Origin of the sequence: Pseudomonas sp. FSL W5-0203 (assembly GCF_001896155.1) — a bacterium.
GTDB lineage: Bacteria > Pseudomonadota > Gammaproteobacteria > Pseudomonadales > Pseudomonadaceae > Aquipseudomonas > Aquipseudomonas paracarnis.
On record NZ_MPOR01000066.1, the window covers coordinates 1 to 17,176 of the forward strand.

Genomic DNA, 17,176 nt, shown 5'->3' on the forward strand with positions numbered 1-17,176 from the left:
GAGCCTGGGCGAGGTGCCGAGTGGTGGGGCAAGAGCGTTTTGCTTACTTTTGCGCTTTTCAAAAGTGAGCCGCTGTAAAAGCGGAACCCTAAGTAGCCGTTACCGCAGGGATGGATATGTACACGGTCCAACTGTGTTGACTGTCAGGCCGTCTTCGCAGGCAAGCCAGCTCCCACATTGGATCGCGGGGCATCAGTTATATCTGTGTCGGCTGTCAGGCCGCCATCGCAGGCAAGCCAGCTCCCACAGTTGATCCCACTGAGCCCGAAGGATTTTACTTACTAAGACCTCAGGGCACCGGCGTCACATCAATACGATACGGCTCAAAAATCTTCAGCATCTGGCCACTGTCGCGCAGACGCTTGAGCAGTTCGGCAAACGCCGGACCAGTGATCGGTGCCTTGGGCCGCAACAACGCGTAGTGGTGATACACCTGGTCAATACGCTCCGACACCAAAAACTGCCCCGCCATGTCTGCGTTGCGCACCATGAAATCACTCAGGTACGAACGGGTAACCAGCGCAATATCCGCACGCCCACGGGCAACCATCAGCAGGTTACTGTCATGGGAATAGGTCAACGTCGCGTTGAAACGCTCGGCCATGTTCTTGGGATCGGGATTGAAGTCGGCGAAGGCATAGTGATACCCGCTGAATACCGCCAGGCGCTTGCCGGTGAGGTCGGAAAAATAACTCTGGTCGCGACCGGGCTGACGCTGAGCGACAAAAATCTCCGCATCTTCCAGCCCCATATCAACACTGGTATGGGCAATATTCTGCCAACCCCAGGACGGGTTTTCGAAGATCGCCATGTCGACCCGGCCTTGCTCGAAGTCACGAAAACGCCGAGGTATCGAGGTAGGCACCACCACAAACTGGTAATCGGTTTGCGCAGCGTTCAACGCCTCGACCAATTGCGGCAGCAACCCGGTGTCGGCGCCTTGTTCAGGGCGTACGGTGTAGGGCGGAAAATGCGCCGCGCCGATTCTCACCAACTGCGCGGCACCAGCCTGCGTCCACGCGGCGGTGCCCAGTGCCCATAAAGTAAGTCCTGCAGCCAGCCGCCATGGCGAAAACATCGAGGCACACACCGTTGAAGAGTTCAATGCCGATAAGCTAGGCGTTTTTACTGGGGGAGACAACTTTCGCCAGCAAATTAATAACTTGCGCCTCAGTCCGACTTCAGCACCATCAACAAGGCCTCTTCGGCCAACTCCTCAAGGGTCAGGCTGCCTTGGGCACGAAACCAGGTGGTGGTCCAGGATAAGGCCCCGGTGAGGAAGCGCCGGGCAATAAACACATCGCCCAGGATGTAGCCAGCGGCCTTGGCCTCGCCCAGTACCTGCAACCAGATCTGCTCATACACGTCACGCAGGGCCAGCACGTGCGCCTGGCCTTCGGCCGACAGCGAGCGCCATTCGTAGACCAGCACCGCCATGGCCTCGCCACTGCCGCCCATGATCGACTGCAACTCGCAGCGGATCAGCGCCAGCACGCGTTCGCGCACCGTGCTCGCCTCCTCCAGTGAAGCGCGCATCATCGCGGTGTTGTAATGGATGGTTTCCTCCATCACGGCACGCAATATCTCATCCTTGCTCTTGAAGTGATGAAAGATGCTGCCGGACTGGATGCCCACGGCGCTGGCCAGATCTCGCACGGTGGTGCGCTCGAAACCCTTGTTGCGAAACAGATGAGCCGCGGTTTGCAGCAACTTGCCGCGGGCGCTCTCGGGGTCGGTCAATTGGCCACTGTCGACCATGGTGCGCATCACCCCCAGGGCTTTGTACTCATCCATGCTGCTCTCCTTCACGTCTACTGTCGTCTTGGCCGGCAATTTAGGCCGTGACTGCCACCCAAGCAAGCGCTTGGGTAAAACTTGTGACTGGAGTTTACAAACCAAGCGCTTGCTTGGTAGTCTCGGCACCAGCCCTTGGAGGAAGGATTTCTCATGAGCAAGACGGTACGTATCGGCTGCGCCAGCGCCTTCTGGGGCGACACTTGCACCGCCGCCGCCCAACTGGTGCAGGGCGGTGCCTTGGATTACCTGGTGTTCGATTACCTCGCGGAAGTCACCCTGTCGATCCTCGCCGGTGCCCGCCTGAAAGACCCCAAGGCCGGTTACGCCACGGATTTTGTCGAGGTGCTGACACCCCTGCTGGCGGATATCCAGCGCCAGGGCATCCGGGTGATCAGCAATGCCGGTGGTATCAACCCCCAAGCCTGCGCCGCCGCCCTGCAAGCGGCCTGCGATAACGCGCACATCCCGCTGAAAATCGCCGTGTTGCTCGGCGATGACCTGCACCCTCAACTCAAACAGCTGCCACCTGTCACCGACCTGTACAACGGCGCTCCGCTGCCGCCCCTGTGCGTGTCCGCCAACGCCTACCTCGGCGCACCGGGCATTGCCCAGGCCCTGGGACTCGGCGCTGATATTGTCATCACCGGCCGGGTGGTCGATAGCGCAGTGGTCAGCGCGGCACTGGTGCATGAATTCAATTGGTCATGGCAGGACTACGATCACTTGGCCCAGGCCGCCCTGGCCGGGCATATCATCGAATGCGGCGCCCAATGCACCGGCGGAAACTTCACCGACTGGCGTGACGTGCCCGACTACGAACACATCGGCTTCCCTATCGTCGAAGTCAGCGCCGACGGCCAGTTCACCGTCAACAAGGTCGAAGGCAGCGGGGGGCTGATCAGCGAACTCAGCGTGGCCGAACAACTGCTGTATGAAATCGGTGACCCGCGCGCCTATGTGCTGCCGGACGTGATCTGCGATTTCAGCCAGGTCAAACTGCAGCAACAAGGCAAACACGCGGTGCGCCTGCACGGCGCCAAGGGCCTGCCACCCACCGACCAGTACAAGGTCAGCGCCACCTACCCCGATGGCTTTCGCTGCACCGCCAGTTGCCTGCTCGCTGGCATCGACGCGGTGGCCAAGGCCGAGCGGGTCAGCCAGGCGCTCATCAACAAGACTTCGGAGCTGTTCAGCCAGCGCGGCTGGGCGCCCTACACCGACGTCAACATCGAACTGCTCGGCAGCGAAGCCACCTACGGCGCCCACGCCCGGCGTGCGGATTGCCGTGAAGTGGTGGTGAAGCTGGCGGTGCGGCACCCGAGCAAGCAGGCACTGGTGCTGTTCGCCCGCGAGATCGCCCAGGCGGCAACCGGCATGGCACCGGGGCTGACCGGCATTGTGGGCGGGCGACCGACGGTGTATCCGCTGATTCGGCTGTTTTCGTTCCTGGTCGACAAATCACGGTGTAACGTCGCCATCGAGTACCAAGACCAACGCTATGCCGTCGAGTTGCCCGCCTCCGCGCCTCTGCTCACTCCGGCTGTGCCCATCGAGCCGGCCAAGCCCCAGGGCCGTGCCGACGCCAGCGTACCGCTGGTGAAACTCGCCGTGGCGCGCTCAGGTGACAAGGGCAACCACAGCAACATTGGCGTGATCGCCCGCCACCCCGACTACCTGCCGTGGATCGCCGAAGCCCTGACCCCGGAGGTGATCATCGACTGGATGGACCACGTGCTCGACCCGATCCATGGCCGCGTCGAGCGCTGGTACTTGCCCGGCAGCCACAGCCTGAATTTCCTGCTGGAGAATGCCCTGGGCGGCGGCGGTATCGCCAGCCTGCGCATCGACCCGCAAGGCAAAGCCTTCGCTCAGCAACTGCTGGAAATCCCCATCGCCGTGCCGCAACACATTGCCGACCAACTCACCTAAAGGACCGTCGCCGTGGCCTTCGACTCGATCTTCAAAGCCGACCTGTTCAAGGGGCAAACCGTGATTGTCACCGGAGGCGGCAGTGGCATTGGCCGCTGCACCGCCCATGAGCTGGCGGCCCTTGGTGCCTGCGTGATCCTGGTGGGGCGCAAGCCAGAAAAACTGCAGAAGGTCGCGGCGGAAATTGCTGAAGATGGCGGCGTGGCCCATTGGCATGCCTGTGACATTCGTGAGGAAGAGGCGGTGAAAGCGCTGGTCACGCAGATCCTGCACGACCACGGCCCCATCCATGGCCTGGTGAATAACGCGGGAGGCCAATACCCGTCGCCACTGGCGGCGATCAATCAGAAGGGCTTTGAAACCGTACTGCGCACCAACCTGGTGGGCGGTTTCCTGATGGCGCGGGAAGTGTTCAACCAGTCGATGAGCAAGCACGGTGGCGCGATCGTCAACATGCTCGCCGACATGTGGGGCGGCATGCCCGGCATGGGCCACTCCGGCGCGGCGCGCTCCGGCATGGACAACTTCACCAAGACCGCCGCGTTTGAGTGGGGCTATGCCGGGGTGCGCGTCAACGCCGTGGCGCCTGGCTGGATTGCCTCCAGCGGCATGGACACCTACGAAGGCGCGTTCAAGGCGGTGATTCCCACCCTGCGTGAGCATGTACCGCTCAAGCGCATCGGCACCGAGTCGGAAGTCAGCGCGGCCATCGTCTTTTTGCTCAGCCCGGCTGCGGCCTTTATCAGCGGTAGCACCCTGCGCATCGACGGCGCCGCCAGCCTGGGCAGCCGCGCATGGCCGCTGCACAAGGCGCAGGCGCCGAGCGAGCCGTTCAACGGGTTCCACCGCGCCTACCTGCCGGATGTGCTCAAGGCGGAGCAATAACGCCATGCCAACCATTGAAACCCTGATCGACCCCAACAGCCCAGCCTTCGCGCAAAACCGTGAAGCCATGCTGGCGTGCATCGCCCAACTGCGCCAACTGGAACACGCCCTGCTGGCCAAGGCCCAGGAAGCCAAGCCCAAGTTCGACAAGCGCGGCCAATTGCTGCCCCGTGAGCGCCTCAACCTGCTGCTGGACCCCGGCGCGCCGTTCCTGGAGCTGGCCAGCCTGGCCGGCTACAAGCTCCACGACGACAAGGACGGCAGCGCCGCCGGTGGCGGGCTGATCGCCGGCATCGGCTATGTCAGCGGCGTGCGCATGCTGGTGGTGGCCAACAACAGCGCGATCAAAGGTGGCACCATTTCCCCTTCCGGGCTGAAGAAATCTCTGCGCCTGCAACAGATCGCCATGGAGAACAAACTGCCGGTGGTGACCCTCGCCGAAAGCGGCGGCGCCAACCTCAACTACGCCGCCGAGATTTTCGTCGAAGGCGCGCGCAGCTTTGCCAACCAGGCCCGCATGTCCGCCATGGGCTTGCCGCAGATTACCGTGGTGCACGGCTCGGCCACGGCCGGCGGTGCGTATCAGCCGGGCCTGTCGGATTACGTGGTGGTGGTGCGCGGCAAGGCCAAGCTGTTCCTCGCCGGGCCACCGTTGCTCAAGGCCGCCACTGGCGAAGTCGCCACCGATGAAGAACTGGGGGGTGCGCAGATGCACGCGCAAACCGCCGGCACCGCTGAGTACCTGGCCCAAGACGATGCCGACGGCGTGCGCATCGTGCGTGAAATTGTGGGCCTGCTGCCCTGGAATGATCGCTTGCCGCACGCACCACAACGCGCTTATCGCGAACCGCTGTATCCGATTGAAGAGCTGTTGGGGCTGATCCCCGATGACCCGAAAAAACCCTACGACGTGCGCGAGATCCTGGCGCGCCTGGCTGACGGTTCCAACCTGCTGGAATTCAAGGGCGAGTTCGACCCCCACACCGTCTGTGCCCATCTGCATATCCAGGGGCGCGCCGTGGGAGTGATCGGCAATAACGGCCCCATCACGCCGAAGGGCGCGAGCAAGGCCGCGCAGTTTATCCAGCTGTGCGACCAAAGCCGCACGCCGCTGCTGTTTTTGCACAACACCACCGGCTTCATGGTGGGCACCGAGTCGGAACAGCAAGGGGTGATCAAGCACGGCGCGAAGATGATCCAGGCTGTGGCCAATGCCCGCGTGCCTAAACTCACCATCGTGGTCGGGGGTTCCTACGGTGCCGGCAACTACGCCATGTGCGGCCGCGGCCTGGACCCGCGCTTTATCTTCGCCTGGCCCAACAGCCGCACGGCAGTGATGGGCGGCGCACAGGCCGGTAAGGTGCTGCGCATTGTCACCGAGGCCAAGCAACTCAAGGACGGCCTGGTGCCCGACCCCAAAGTGCTCGACATGCTCGAACAGGTCACCGCGCAGAAGCTCGACAGCCAGTCCACCGCCCTCTACGGCAGCGCCAACCTGTGGGACGACGGGCTGATTGATCCACGGGACACCCGCACCTTGCTCGGTTTTTTGCTGGATATCTGTCACGAAGCCGAACTGCGGCAACTGCAACCGAACACCTTCGGCGTGGCGCGCTGATCGTTCCCACGCTCCACGTGGGTGATCGCTCCCACGCTCCGCGTGGGAATGCAAACCAGGACGCTCCGCGTCCCAACAGGGAGAACAATAAAAATGATCTTCACCCAGGAACACCAGGAACTGCGCCGCACCGTGCGCGCCTTCGTCGACCGCGAGATCAACCCGTACGTGGATGAATGGGAAAAAGCCGGGCGCTTTCCCATTCACGAGATCTTCCGCAAAGCCGGCGACCTCGGCCTGCTGGGCATCTCCAAACCGGAAAAATTCGGCGGCATGGGCCTGGACTACAGCTATTCCATCATCGCCGCCGAAGAGTTCGGCACCATCCGCTGCGGCGGCATCCCCATGTCCATTGGTGTGCAGACCGACATGTGCACCCCGGCCCTGGCGCGCTTCGGCTCCGATGAACTGCGCGAAGAGTTCCTGCGCCCGGCCATCAGCGGCGAACAGGTCGGCTGCATCGGTGTCTCGGAAACCGGTGCCGGCTCCGACGTGGCCGGGCTCAAGACCCATGCGCGCAAGGATGGCGACGACTATGTGATCAATGGCAGCAAGATGTGGATCACCAATTCGCCCAGCGCCGACTTCATCTGCCTGCTCGCCAACACCTCGGACGACAAGCCGCATATCAACAAATCCCTGATCATGGTGCCGATGAACAGCCCCGGCATCAGCGTCAGCCCGCCGTTGGAAAAACTCGGCATGCACAGCTCCGAGACCGCCCAGGTGTTTTTCGACGACGTGCGCGTGCCGCAACGCAACCGCATCGGCCACGAGGGCGCGGGCTTCATGATGCAGATGTTGCAGTTCCAGGAAGAACGCCTGTTTGGCGCGGCCAATATGATCAAGGGCCTGGAGTACTGCATCGACAGCACCATCGAATACTGCAAGGAGCGCCAGACCTTCGGCAAGGCGTTGATCGACAACCAGGTGATCCACTTCCGCCTGGCGGAACTGGCCACCGAAATCGAATGCCTGCGCGCCTTGGTCTACCAGGCCACCGAGCAATACATCAAAGGCCAGGACGTCACGCGACTGGCCTCCATGGCCAAGCTCAAAGCCGGGCGCCTGGGCCGTGAGGTCAGCGACAGTTGCCTGCAATATTGGGGCGGCATGGGGTTCATGTGGGACAACCCGGTGGCCCGCGCCTATCGCGACGTGCGCCTGGTGTCGATTGGCGGCGGTGCCGACGAAATCATGCTGGGCATCATCTGCAAACTGATGGGCACCCTGCCCGGTAAAAAGCCATGAACACCTTGCTGCTCGAAGCCCACAACGGCGTGCTCCACGTCACCCTCAATCGGCCTGAATGCCGCAATGCAATGAGCCTTGAAATGGTCAAGGAGCTACGTACGGTACTGGCGCAGTTGGACAGCCAGGTGCGCGCCGTGGTGATCAGCGGCGCGGGCGGGCATTTTTGTGCGGGGGCCGATGTGAAGGATCTGGTCGGCGCGGGGGATCAACTGCAAGCGTTGAACCGCGCGTTTGGGACCTTGCTGCAAGAGGTGGAGGCGCTGGCGCAGGTGGTGATCGTGGTGCTGCAAGGCGCAGTGCTGGGCGGTGGGTTCGGGCTGGCGTGCGTGAGTGATATTGCGATTGCACAGGGCCAGGCGCAATTCGGCTTGCCGGAAACCCGCCTGGGCTTGTTGCCGGCGCAGATTGCGCCCTTTGTGGTCAAGCGTATTGGCTTGACCCAGGCGCGGCGCCTGGCGCTGACGGCGGCGCGGTTTGATGGGATTGAGGCTGGGCGGTTGGGGGTGGTGCATTTTGTCGAGCACGACGCCCAGGCATTGGCGCAGCGGGTGGATGAGGTGTTGGGGCAGGTGTTGCAGTGTGCGCCGGGGGCCAATGCACGAACCAAAGCCTTGTTGTTGGCCAGTGTGGATGAGCCCCTTGAGACCGTGCTGGATCGCGGGGCGCAGTGGTTTGCCGAGGCGGTGAGGAGTGAGGAAGGGGTTGAGGGGACGCAGGCGTTTGTGCAGAAGCGAAAGCCGAGTTGGTCTCGATGACGCCATCGCAGGCAAGCCAGCTCCCACAGGGGAACACATTTCAAATGTGGGAGCTGGCTTGCCTGCGAAGAGGCCCCAACACACGCCACATCCACCAAGGGATAACCCAATGCCCGCATTCAGCAAGATCCTGATCGCCAACCGCGGCGAAATCGCCTGCCGCATCCAGCGCACTGCCCAGGCCCTCGGCTACCGCACCGTGGCCGTGTACAGCGACGCGGATACCGACGCCCTGCACGTGCAGATGGCCGATGAAGCCGTACACATCGGCCCGGCGCCCGTCCACCAGTCCTACCTGAACACAGAGGCCATCCTCGCCGCCGCCCAACTGACCGGCGCCGACGCCATTCACCCCGGCTACGGCTTCCTCTCGGAAAACCCCGACTTCGCCCGCGCCTGCCTGCAGGCCACGCTCACCTTCATCGGCCCCAGCGCCGAAGCGATCGAACTGATGGGCAGCAAACGCCTGTCCAAACTCGCCATGCTCGACGCCGGCGTACCTTGCATCGCCGGCTACCAAGGCAGTGCCCAGGACGATGCCACCCTGCAACAGGAAGCCGAACGCATCGGCTTCCCACTGATGATCAAGGCCAGCGCCGGTGGCGGTGGGCGTGGCATGCGCCTGGTGCATCAGCGCGAACAGCTGCTGGAGCAACTGCGCACCGCACGCTCGGAAGCCATGAATGCGTTCGGCAGCGACGAGCTGATCCTCGAACAGGCGCTGATCGACCCGCGCCACGTGGAAGTGCAACTGTTCGGCGACAGCCATGGCAACCTCATCTACCTCGGCGAGCGCGACTGTTCGATCCAGCGCCGCCATCAGAAAGTCATTGAAGAAGCGCCCTGCCCCGTGATGACGGCCGATCTGCGCCAGGCCATGGGCGAAGCCGCGCTCAAGGCCGGGCGGGCGGTGAACTATGTAGGTGCCGGCACCGTGGAGTTTCTGCTCGACCGCAACGGCCAGTTTTATTTCCTGGAAATGAACACGCGCCTGCAAGTCGAACACCCCGTCACCGAGATGATTACCGGCCTCGACCTGGTGGACTGGCAGTTGCAGATCGCCGCCGGCCAACCGCTGCCACTCACCCAATCACAGGTGACCCTGACCGGCCACGCCATGGAAGTGCGCCTGTACGCCGAAGACCCGGCCCAGGGTTTCCTGCCGCAAACCGGCGACGTGCTGCGCTGGGAACCCGCCCCCGGCGTGCGCATCGACCATGGCTTGCGTGAAGGCCAAACCATCAGCCCGTTCTACGATCCGATGCTGGGCAAGATCATCGCCCACGGCGCCAGCCGCGAAGAAGCCCGGCGAAAACTGCTGCGGGCCGTGGAAGACAGTGTATTACTGGGGGTAGCGACCAATCAGCGCTTGCTCATCGACCTGCTCAAGCACCCGGACTTTATCAACGGCGACTTCAGCACGGGCTTGATCGCCGAACACTTCAGCGTCATCTCACAGCAGACGGCGACCGCTGAACAGCTCTCGCTGGCCGCCGCGCTGTTTTATCAACACAGCGCCAACCAGCACCCCCAAACACTCGCGCGCTGGCGCAACACGGCGAGTGTCCCCGCCACGTACCGCCTGGAGGTCAACGGCCAACTCCACAGTGTCAGCGTTGACGACCTGCAACTCACCACCGACGGCCGCCACGCCAGCCTGGTCATCAACGGTATCCGCCGCCGCATCGCCTATCACCTGGACGGCAACCGGCTATGGCTGCCAGGGCTGACCGTCACCGACCGCACCCAGCAAGTCGCCAGCCGCCAGGCCGACGCCAGCAGCGGTACGGTCCAGGCGCCCATGGACGGCGCCATCGTCGATATACGGGTGTGCGTCGGTGAGGCCGTCAGCAAAGGCCAACTGTTGCTGGTGCTCGAAGCGATGAAAATGGAGCACCCGTTGAAGGCCGGCATCGATGGCACCGTCAAGGAGATGCGCGTCATGACGGGCGATCAGGTGCGCAACCGTCAGGTTTTGCTGGAGATCGAATAACGCCCCTAGGCGGAACTACAGGGCCGGGCTACGCTCTATCCCCATCAGGAAGGGACGAGTACGGGAACCTGCACATGCCTCATTGGCTGATTATTGACCTTGAAGCCACAACGGATGACGGCGGCTGGCCCGTGACGGAGATGGAAGTCATCGAGATCGGTGCCAGCCTGGTCAACCGCCAGGGCCGCGAACTGGACCACTTCCAGCGCTTTGTGCGGCCCTTGCGCCGGCCATTGCTGACACCCTTTTGCCGCAAACTCACCCATATCACCCAGGCCAATATCGACATGGCCGCGCCGATCACCGAGGTGTGGCCGCTGTTCGAGCGCTGGCTGGGCCAACATCAGCCACGCCTGGAAGGCTGGGCCAGCTGGGGTGACTATGATCGCGTGCAGCTTGAGCTGGAGTGGCAGCGCCATGGCCTCGCCAGCGCCTTGGGCGACACGCCGCATGTGAACCTCAAGCAACGCTTTGCCAAGGCCCGGCGCCTGGACAAGCCGCTGGGGCTCAATGGTGCGCTGCAATTGGCCGGAATGCAGTTCAATGGCCAGCAGCATCGCGCCCTGGAGGATGCACGCAACACCGCGCGCCTGCTACCACTGATTTTGCCGGTCTAGGCAGCGCTTGCAGCCTTGGGCATACTGGCCAGCCATTTTCCTTTGTTGCTACCCACCTGCACCAACGAAATCCTGTGGCGAGCAAGCTTGCTTGCGCTGGGGTGCGAAGCGCCCCCAAAAAACGGGGACTGCTACGCAGTCAACGGGAGCAAGCTCCCTCGCCACAGAAGCCCGCGCCTGCAGTGATGAGCGTAAGCATCCATCTTTTCCGAGGATTCACCCATGTTCAAAGTCAACGAGTACTTCGACGGCACCGTCAAGTCGATCGCTTTCGGCACCGCAGAAGGGCCGGCGACCATCGGCGTGATGGCTCCGGGTGAATACGAATTCGGCACCGCCCAACGTGAAATCATGCACGTGGTCTCCGGCGCCCTGACCGTGAAGCTGCCTGACAGCAGCGACTGGGAAACCTTCGCCGCCGGCAGTCAGTTCCACGTACCGGCCAACAGCAAGTTCCAATTGAAGGTTGCGGTGGACACCGCCTACCTGTGTGAATACCGCGGCTAAGCGGTACCCGGCACACAAAAAAGCCCGTCTCCCACCAGACGGGCTTTTTTTATTCCAACACCGTTACCGGCATGCCGACTTCCAGGCGCCCGATGCCATCGTTGACCAGGTTCTGGCCGAACATCGCGCCCTTTTCGGTCTTGCGGTAGGTTTCCAGTGTCGTGAAGGGCTCGCGATCGGGGCTGCGCTCACCGGTCTGGGGGTCGATGGTGGTGAGGATGCACCGCGAACACGGCTTGACCACCCGAAACTCCACATCGCCGATGCGCAAGCGCTTCCAGCCGTCTTCGGCGAAGGCCTCGGCGCCTTCGATGACCAGGTTGGGACGAAAACGCAGCATCTCCATCGGGCGGCCGATCTTTACACACAAGTCGTCGAGGGAGCCCTGGCCGATCAACAGCAACGGGTAGCCGTCAGCGAAGCCGACCTTGTCGTCATCCTTGCCATAACCGGCTTCGGTGGTGCGCGCACGTTCCAGGGGCAGTTGCACCAGGCGCGTCGGCTTGCCAATGAACGCGCTGACCCAGGCCGCGGCCTCATCGCCAGCATCCGGCACGCGCAGAGTGTCACGCCAAATGGTCACACCGCGCAGTTCGCTGGCGCTGCCCGGCAACGCTACATCCAGCGGCGCGTAGCCCGGCGAGCTCAGGGTGAGGCCCCCGCTGCTGTTCCATAACGCCGAGAGCTGGCTCATCTTCGCCACGGCCCGCTGCGTCAGGAACCGCCCGCTGGCTTCATCCACCAGCATCCAGCGTCGATCCCCGTCCAACCCGAGTTTATCCAGCCCAATCTGCTGCAAAGTTTCGGCCTTGCCGGACTTCAAGGGGTAACGGTACAACGCGCTGAGACGCAGCATGGGCCTGCCTTCCTAGGAAACAAAGTGTCATCCTAAAGTCAGGCGGGCATTTCGTCCAACATCAGTCGCTGGCGCACCACGTCCACCAGCTTGTCCGGCTGGAATTTGGAGAGGAAATTGTCGCAGCCGACCTTCTTGACCATCGAATCATTGAAGCTGCCCGACAGCGAGGTGTGCATCACCACGTACAGACCGCGCAGGCGTGGGTCGTTGCGGATCTCGGTGGTGAGGCGGTAGCCATCCATCTCGGGCATTTCAGCGTCGGTAAAGATCATCAGCAGTTTGTCGGTCATGACCTGGCCACTGTCAGCCCAGGCCTTGAGCATGTTCAATGCCTTGAGGCCGTCGCTGGCAATGTGCATCTTCACACCCAACTGGCCCAGGGTGTCACGCAGCTGCGACAACGCCACGTTGGAGTCATCCACCAGCAGCACTTCGCGGCCACGGGCACGCTCCAGCACCGGGTCTTCAAGTTTGTCCCGGGAGACCTTGGCGTTGTAGGGCACGATCTCGGCGAGGACTTTTTCCACGTCGATGATTTCCACCAGTTGCTCATCGACCTTGCTGATGGCGGTGAGGTAGTGCTGGCGACCGGCGCTGGTCGGCGGCGGCAGGATGGCTTCCCAGTTCATGTTGACGATGCGGTCGACGCCGCCCACCAGGAACGCCTGCACCGAGCGATTATATTCGGTGACGATAATGGTGCTGTTGGGGCCCGGCACCAAAGGACGCATACCGATGGCCTGGGACAGGTCGATCACCGGCAGGGTCTGGCCACGCAGGTTGACCACCCCACACACGAACGGGTGGCGCTGGGGCATCAGGGTCAGCTTGGGCAACTGCAGCACTTCCTGCACTTTGAACACGTTGATCGCGAACAACTGCCGTCCGAAGAGGCGGAACATGAGAATTTCCAGGCGATTCTCACCCACCAATTGCGTGCGTTGATCTACCGTGTCGAGAATGCCGGCCATTAAAAGCTCCTGGTGTACACGCCGCAGGCGCGTTGAAAGGGTGTGCAACTGTATAAGCACGTTATCGGCGGCAAGCGCCGGACCTTGACCCGAATAAAATGCCATGTAAATCCATTGATGTCACACTGACATCATGCTTTACTGCCTAGGCCCCTGATGCTCTTTCAAGCCGCCTTGCGCGACAGTCGAATTGACGTGCAGTTCCACCACATAGGGGATTCCCCTATGCGCAATCAGGCCCAACCTGATATTCGCGATATCTAATAGCCATTAATGTGACGCCATTCTCATTGCATGAATGGAGTCAGGCTTTTGTTTGCCATCCCCAGCCCTTGGCCCACGGGCCTTTCAGGCACTCACGTATCGGCAACTGAAGTCGTGTCATCCCGTACAACCGGGGCTACATACGACTTTCGTGAGCACTTCGCTAAACGTCCTACTGGATTATCAGAATCGACCTACAAGTCCGAGCCGTATTTCAGCGCTAGTTTTACGTCATTCACCCGGTGCGACATCTCATCATCCGACCCTACGTTGCGGAGACCTGCATGATGAACGACGGTAACGAGTGGCAATCTGCACTTCCCGAGTTCCTGCACGAGGCTGAAAAGCTGCTGATCAGGTCAGAAGAGTGCTTGAACCACCTGCATTTGATTCGAAACGACAGTGACGCTATCGACTGCATGAAAGCCAGCCTGAACAAGCTCGCCGAGAGCGCAGACTGTCTCGCATTGCAGGCCATTAGCGAGTTCTCTCGGCAGATTCAATACTTGATTGCCAATGCCGTGAGCCCGGTGCAATTGCATGACCAGGCGCTGCATGCCTTGCATGACTGCTTGACGCTACTGGCCTGGCAACTGGAACTGATCGATATCCGTACTGGCAAGCTTAGTCTGGATGAAGAAGAGCAGTCGTCGCTGATTGAGGCGGTCAGCTTGCAGATCCCGCAAAAAGCCCCCCAATACACTCCGCAGCATGATCGGCGCGCACAATAAATATCAATTAGCTATCAATGCAATAACGATACAAACCAACTTTGTTAATACAACTTTCCATGTTGAACTCTGGGGTGCCTGCCCAGAGTATTCGCGTGGGCCATAAACCCAATCAGACGACCAACGCTAATAGGGGTGTTACTATGCGCCCCCCGAAGTGATTTAACTTCAACAGGCTTAAAAACGATTTGGCAGCGCACTCCAAACAGAGCCCGGTCAACCGGCCTCCCCGCAGTGAACCCTCATTGGCTCCATCCGCTATGTACGCCAGTTTCAAGTCACTTATCGCCAGGTCCGTGTCCCCCAGCCACGCACGCCGCCTTACCCTTTCGCTATGCGTGTGCTCGTTGGTGGCGAGCCTGTGGGTCTATCTGCTGGACGCGCCACTGCCGTTGCTGATCGTGCTGCTCAACCTCGCCACACTGATGGTGGTCGGGCTGCAACAGTGGCGTTCGCGCACAGCCATCAAGTTCGAGCCTCAGGAACTGGCCGCCCGCTTATTGCAAGTTCAGGAGAACGAACGTCACCGACTCAGCCGCGAACTGCATGACGACATCGGCCAGCTACTGACAGCCGCCAAGCTGCAAAGTGAATGGCTGCAGCGCCGCCTGCCCCAGGATCTGCAAAACCATTGTTCGGTGCTGTGCAATACGCTCAATGAAACCCTGGCCAAGGTGCGTGACGTCTGCGCCATCCTCAACCCGCGCCAACTGACCAGCCTGGGCCTGGAAGCCAGCCTGCGCGCGCACCTGCTCAAGACCCTGGAAAACACCCAGGTGTGCTGGAGCCTGGAGTGCCAGCAACGGCTCACCGGCATCCCCGAAGAAATGGCCGTGGCGGCCTTTCGCGTCACTCAGGAAGCGGTGACCAACATGCTTCGCCATGCAAAGGCTCGCAACCTGCTGGTGCGTCTGCAACGCCTGCCTGAAGGCTTGTCGTTGATAATCTGCGATGACGGCCAGGGGTTCTTGCCTGCCCCCGATCCGGGCCGGGAAGGCCAACGGGGCATGGCCGGTATGTGCGAACGAACACACCAACTGGGAGGCACCTTTTCCGTCAGCAGCGAGCCCGGCAAAGGTACACGCATCAACGCACTTTTCCCTTGGGCGCCCCGCGCTCTCGAACGGGCCAGCGCCCCTAAGGTTCTCGAGTGACCTGCAATTTACTCTTGGTAGACGACCATGCACTGATTCGCGCCGGCGTGCGCGCGCTGATTCTGGATATTCCCGGCTACAGCGTCATCGGCGAAGCCAGCGATGGCGCGCAACTACTGGAGCAATACAGTGCCTTGCAGCCAGATATCGTGCTGCTCGACCTGTCGATGAAGCACACCGGCGGGCTGGATGCCTTGCAGCAACTCAAGCGTTTTTACCCCACGTGCAAGGTGCTGATTCTGTCGATGCACACCGAGCCGGACCTGATCATGCGCGCACTGGAGTCCGGTGCCCACGGCTACCTGCTCAAGGACACCACCGCCAACGAGCTGGAACATGCCCTGCTGGCCCTGCGTAACAACGAACGCTACCTGAGCCCCGCCATCGCCCACACAGTGATCAACCAGGCGCTGATCCGTAGCCAGGCCCCCAGCGCGCCTGTCGCCCACAGCCACAGCCTGACGGCGCGGCAACTGGAAATCCTGCGCTTGATCGTGCGCGGCAAATCCACCCGCGAAATTGCCCACGGCCTGGGCCTGAGCATCAAGACTGTCGAAGCCCACCGCTCGCAGATCATGAAGCGCTTGCAGATTTTTGACGTGGCGGGCCTGGTGTTATTTGCCGTGCGTGAGCAGATCATCAGCCTGGACGACTAACGGCGAACCCAGCGGCAAGTGCACGCGCAGGGCCTTGGGCAGCACCTCGAAGTGCAGGTCGTCGCCTTCCAGCGGCTCGCCGTCGAGGTTGATGTACAAGCCTTGTGCGACCTTGATCTTCACCCAGGGCAGGCGTGCGCGCACGAACATGGTGCCCAGGCCCCAGCCGTTGTTCATCAACTCACGCAACGTGCCGACCACCTCTTGAGGCGCCGGCAAGATGCTGACATCCAACAGCCCGTCATCAGCCAATGCACCGGGGCACAGCACATGCCCGCCACCGGCCTGGCGACCGTTACCGATGCCCAGCGCGAGCAACTCGCCTTTCCAATGGAAATCCGGGCCTTCCAATTCACCGTAGGCGGCTTTCAATTCACTGAAGCGGGTTAAACCGGTAAACAGGTACGCGGCACCGCCCAGGACCTTCTTCAGGTCTTCGGACGTGTTGGCCGTGACCTGGCTGCCAAAACCACCGGTGGCCATGTTCAGGAAGATTTGCCCACCGACCTGGCCCAGGTCAATCGCCTTGGGCGGCACGTCCAGCAAAGCCAGGGCGCCAGCCGGCTCCAACGGCACGCCGGCGGCCTTGGCGAAATCATTGGCGGTACCCAGGGGCATCAGCACCAGGCTGGCGTCGGTGTTGGCATGGGCCATGGCTTCGGCCACATCGCGCAAGGTGCCGTCGCCACCGCCGGCAATGATATGGGTGTACCCCTCGGCCAGCGCTTCATTGACCAGTCGCCGGGCATCACCGCCCTCCCACGTCACCCGCACGGCCAGCTCCCCACCCTGCTCACGCCGGGCCAGCACGGCAGCGCGCACATCCTCGTTGAGGGCTTGTTTGCCGTGGAGGATCAACAGGGCTTTGGGGGCGGTCATTTGGGAGAATCTCCTGGGTCAAGGTGCTTGAAGGATGTTGACCTTTGGGGAACAGGAAAAGTCTGTGGCTGGAGAAAATTGATTGAAGTACACAGATTAAGAAGTGGGAGCTGGCTTGCCTGCGATGGCGGCGGTTCAATCGACAAAGACCTCAAATCTGCCACCCAACGGTAACCACGATGCGAAGCGAGCCGCTCTTGATCTTGATCTTGCTCTGCTTTTGATCTCAGGCGCCCCGTTAAACCACGCTGGCCGAACGCAGGCTTGAATTCGTGGGTAACCCGGCAGGACGCCGGGTTAGCCGCCC

General features: G+C 61.7%; 16 protein-coding genes. 11 read left to right on the forward strand and 5 right to left on the reverse strand.

The features are described from left to right. Nucleotides 1-289: 289 nt before the first annotated feature. Both BOP96_RS28260 and BOP96_RS28265 read right to left on the reverse strand, forming a co-directional pair. Entirely contained in the window at nt 290-1,078 is a 789-nt protein-coding gene (locus BOP96_RS28260) for a substrate-binding periplasmic protein (protein WP_020302548.1), read from the reverse strand. 92 nt (nt 1,079-1,170) lie between these two features. Next, nucleotides 1,171-1,794 (reverse strand): TetR/AcrR family transcriptional regulator, encoded by a 624-nt coding sequence (locus BOP96_RS28265; RefSeq protein WP_073454664.1) that lies wholly within the window; start codon nt 1,792-1,794, stop codon nt 1,171-1,173. Nucleotides 1,795-1,947: 153 nt separating this feature from the next. Between BOP96_RS28265 and BOP96_RS28270 the strand changes: the two genes are divergently transcribed. The 8 genes from BOP96_RS28270 (at nt 1,948) to ppnP (ending at nt 11,355) form a co-directional block, all read left to right on the forward strand. Further along, a complete protein-coding gene (locus BOP96_RS28270) occupies nt 1,948-3,726 on the forward strand; it encodes an acyclic terpene utilization AtuA family protein (protein ID WP_038451032.1) in 1,779 nt (592 codons plus the stop codon). 12 nt (nt 3,727-3,738) lie between these two features. Further along, complete coding sequence (locus BOP96_RS28275; RefSeq protein WP_073454665.1) at nt 3,739-4,611, forward strand: SDR family oxidoreductase; 873 nt, start codon at nt 3,739-3,741, stop codon at nt 4,609-4,611. Between the two features lie 4 nt (nt 4,612-4,615). Next, complete coding sequence (atuC, locus tag BOP96_RS28280; RefSeq protein WP_019818528.1) at nt 4,616-6,229, forward strand: geranyl-CoA carboxylase subunit beta; 1,614 nt, start codon at nt 4,616-4,618, stop codon at nt 6,227-6,229. A gap of 93 nt (nt 6,230-6,322) precedes the next feature. Further along, nucleotides 6,323-7,480, forward strand: coding sequence for a citronellyl-CoA dehydrogenase (gene atuD / locus BOP96_RS28285; RefSeq protein ID WP_073454666.1), 1,158 nt, complete (start codon nt 6,323-6,325; stop codon nt 7,478-7,480). Continuing rightward, entirely contained in the window at nt 7,477-8,238 is a 762-nt protein-coding gene (locus BOP96_RS28290; RefSeq protein WP_019818530.1) for an enoyl-CoA hydratase/isomerase family protein, read from the forward strand. The genes atuD and BOP96_RS28290 overlap by 4 nt, the downstream gene beginning before the upstream one ends. A 109-nt stretch (nt 8,239-8,347) precedes the next feature. Further along, nucleotides 8,348-10,231, forward strand: a complete 1,884-nt coding sequence (locus BOP96_RS28295) for an acetyl-CoA carboxylase biotin carboxylase subunit (protein WP_073454667.1) — start codon at nt 8,348-8,350, stop codon at nt 10,229-10,231. Between the two features lie 74 nt (nt 10,232-10,305). Next, on the forward strand, nt 10,306-10,848 hold the full coding sequence (locus BOP96_RS28300) for an exonuclease domain-containing protein (RefSeq protein WP_019818536.1): 543 nt from the start codon (nt 10,306-10,308) through the stop codon (nt 10,846-10,848). 222 nt (nt 10,849-11,070) lie between these two features. Further along, nucleotides 11,071-11,355 carry a pyrimidine/purine nucleoside phosphorylase gene (gene ppnP / locus BOP96_RS28305; protein WP_014719324.1) on the forward strand — a complete coding sequence of 95 codons (285 nt, stop codon included), beginning with the start codon at nt 11,071-11,073 and terminating at the stop codon, nt 11,353-11,355. A gap of 49 nt (nt 11,356-11,404) precedes the next feature. On the opposite strand, the gene BOP96_RS28310 is transcribed toward ppnP, so the two are convergent. Together BOP96_RS28310 and BOP96_RS28315 are read right to left on the reverse strand one after the other, a co-directional pair. Beyond that, nucleotides 11,405-12,211: an MOSC domain-containing protein gene (locus tag BOP96_RS28310; RefSeq protein WP_032904201.1), complete on the reverse strand. Its 807-nt coding sequence runs from the start codon at nt 12,209-12,211 to the stop codon at nt 11,405-11,407. Nucleotides 12,212-12,249: 38 nt separating this feature from the next. After that, nucleotides 12,250-13,185, reverse strand: a complete 936-nt coding sequence (locus BOP96_RS28315; protein ID WP_003192887.1) for a chemotaxis protein CheV — start codon at nt 13,183-13,185, stop codon at nt 12,250-12,252. A gap of 548 nt (nt 13,186-13,733) precedes the next feature. Here BOP96_RS28315 and BOP96_RS28320 point away from each other — a divergent pair. From BOP96_RS28320 to BOP96_RS28330, 3 genes are all read left to right on the forward strand, one after another. Then, nucleotides 13,734-14,180: a hypothetical protein gene (locus tag BOP96_RS28320; RefSeq protein ID WP_014719326.1), complete on the forward strand. Its 447-nt coding sequence runs from the start codon at nt 13,734-13,736 to the stop codon at nt 14,178-14,180. 260 nt (nt 14,181-14,440) lie between these two features. After that, the gene (locus tag BOP96_RS28325; protein ID WP_032904200.1) at nt 14,441-15,334 is read left to right on the forward strand and encodes a sensor histidine kinase; all 894 of its coding nucleotides are present in this window, start codon (nt 14,441-14,443) and stop codon (nt 15,332-15,334) included. Next, nucleotides 15,331-15,990 (forward strand): response regulator, encoded by a 660-nt coding sequence (locus BOP96_RS28330; RefSeq protein ID WP_014719328.1) that lies wholly within the window; start codon nt 15,331-15,333, stop codon nt 15,988-15,990. The genes BOP96_RS28325 and BOP96_RS28330 overlap by 4 nt, the downstream gene beginning before the upstream one ends. On the opposite strand, the gene yegS is transcribed toward BOP96_RS28330, so the two are convergent. Continuing rightward, a complete protein-coding gene (gene yegS, locus BOP96_RS28335; RefSeq protein WP_073454668.1) occupies nt 15,949-16,869 on the reverse strand; it encodes a lipid kinase YegS in 921 nt (306 codons plus the stop codon). The genes BOP96_RS28330 and yegS overlap by 42 nt on opposite strands. Nucleotides 16,870-17,176: the final 307 nt, after the last annotated feature.

Bases quoted from the DNA above. Each gene is read 5' to 3' on its own strand.
- BOP96_RS28325 (WP_032904200.1), top strand. From the start codon at position 14,441: ATGTACGCCAGTTTCAAGTCACTTATCGCCAGGTCCGTGTCCCCCAGC.
- BOP96_RS28315 (WP_003192887.1), bottom strand. From the start codon at position 13,185: ATGGCCGGCATTCTCGACACGGTAGATCAACGCACGCAATTGGTGGGT.
- BOP96_RS28290 (WP_019818530.1), top strand. From the start codon at position 7,477: ATGAACACCTTGCTGCTCGAAGCCCACAACGGCGTGCTCCACGTCACC.
- BOP96_RS28265 (WP_073454664.1), bottom strand. From the start codon at position 1,794: ATGGATGAGTACAAAGCCCTGGGGGTGATGCGCACCATGGTCGACAGT.
- atuC (WP_019818528.1), top strand. From the start codon at position 4,616: ATGCCAACCATTGAAACCCTGATCGACCCCAACAGCCCAGCCTTCGCG.
- yegS (WP_073454668.1), bottom strand. From the start codon at position 16,869: ATGACCGCCCCCAAAGCCCTGTTGATCCTCCACGGCAAACAAGCCCTC.
- BOP96_RS28320 (WP_014719326.1), top strand. From the start codon at position 13,734: ATGATGAACGACGGTAACGAGTGGCAATCTGCACTTCCCGAGTTCCTG.
- ppnP (WP_014719324.1), top strand. From the start codon at position 11,071: ATGTTCAAAGTCAACGAGTACTTCGACGGCACCGTCAAGTCGATCGCT.
- BOP96_RS28260 (WP_020302548.1), bottom strand. From the start codon at position 1,078: ATGTTTTCGCCATGGCGGCTGGCTGCAGGACTTACTTTATGGGCACTG.
- BOP96_RS28310 (WP_032904201.1), bottom strand. From the start codon at position 12,211: ATGCTGCGTCTCAGCGCGTTGTACCGTTACCCCTTGAAGTCCGGCAAG.
- BOP96_RS28300 (WP_019818536.1), top strand. From the start codon at position 10,306: ATGCCTCATTGGCTGATTATTGACCTTGAAGCCACAACGGATGACGGC.
- BOP96_RS28270 (WP_038451032.1), top strand. From the start codon at position 1,948: ATGAGCAAGACGGTACGTATCGGCTGCGCCAGCGCCTTCTGGGGCGAC.
- BOP96_RS28295 (WP_073454667.1), top strand. From the start codon at position 8,348: ATGCCCGCATTCAGCAAGATCCTGATCGCCAACCGCGGCGAAATCGCC.
- atuD (WP_073454666.1), top strand. From the start codon at position 6,323: ATGATCTTCACCCAGGAACACCAGGAACTGCGCCGCACCGTGCGCGCC.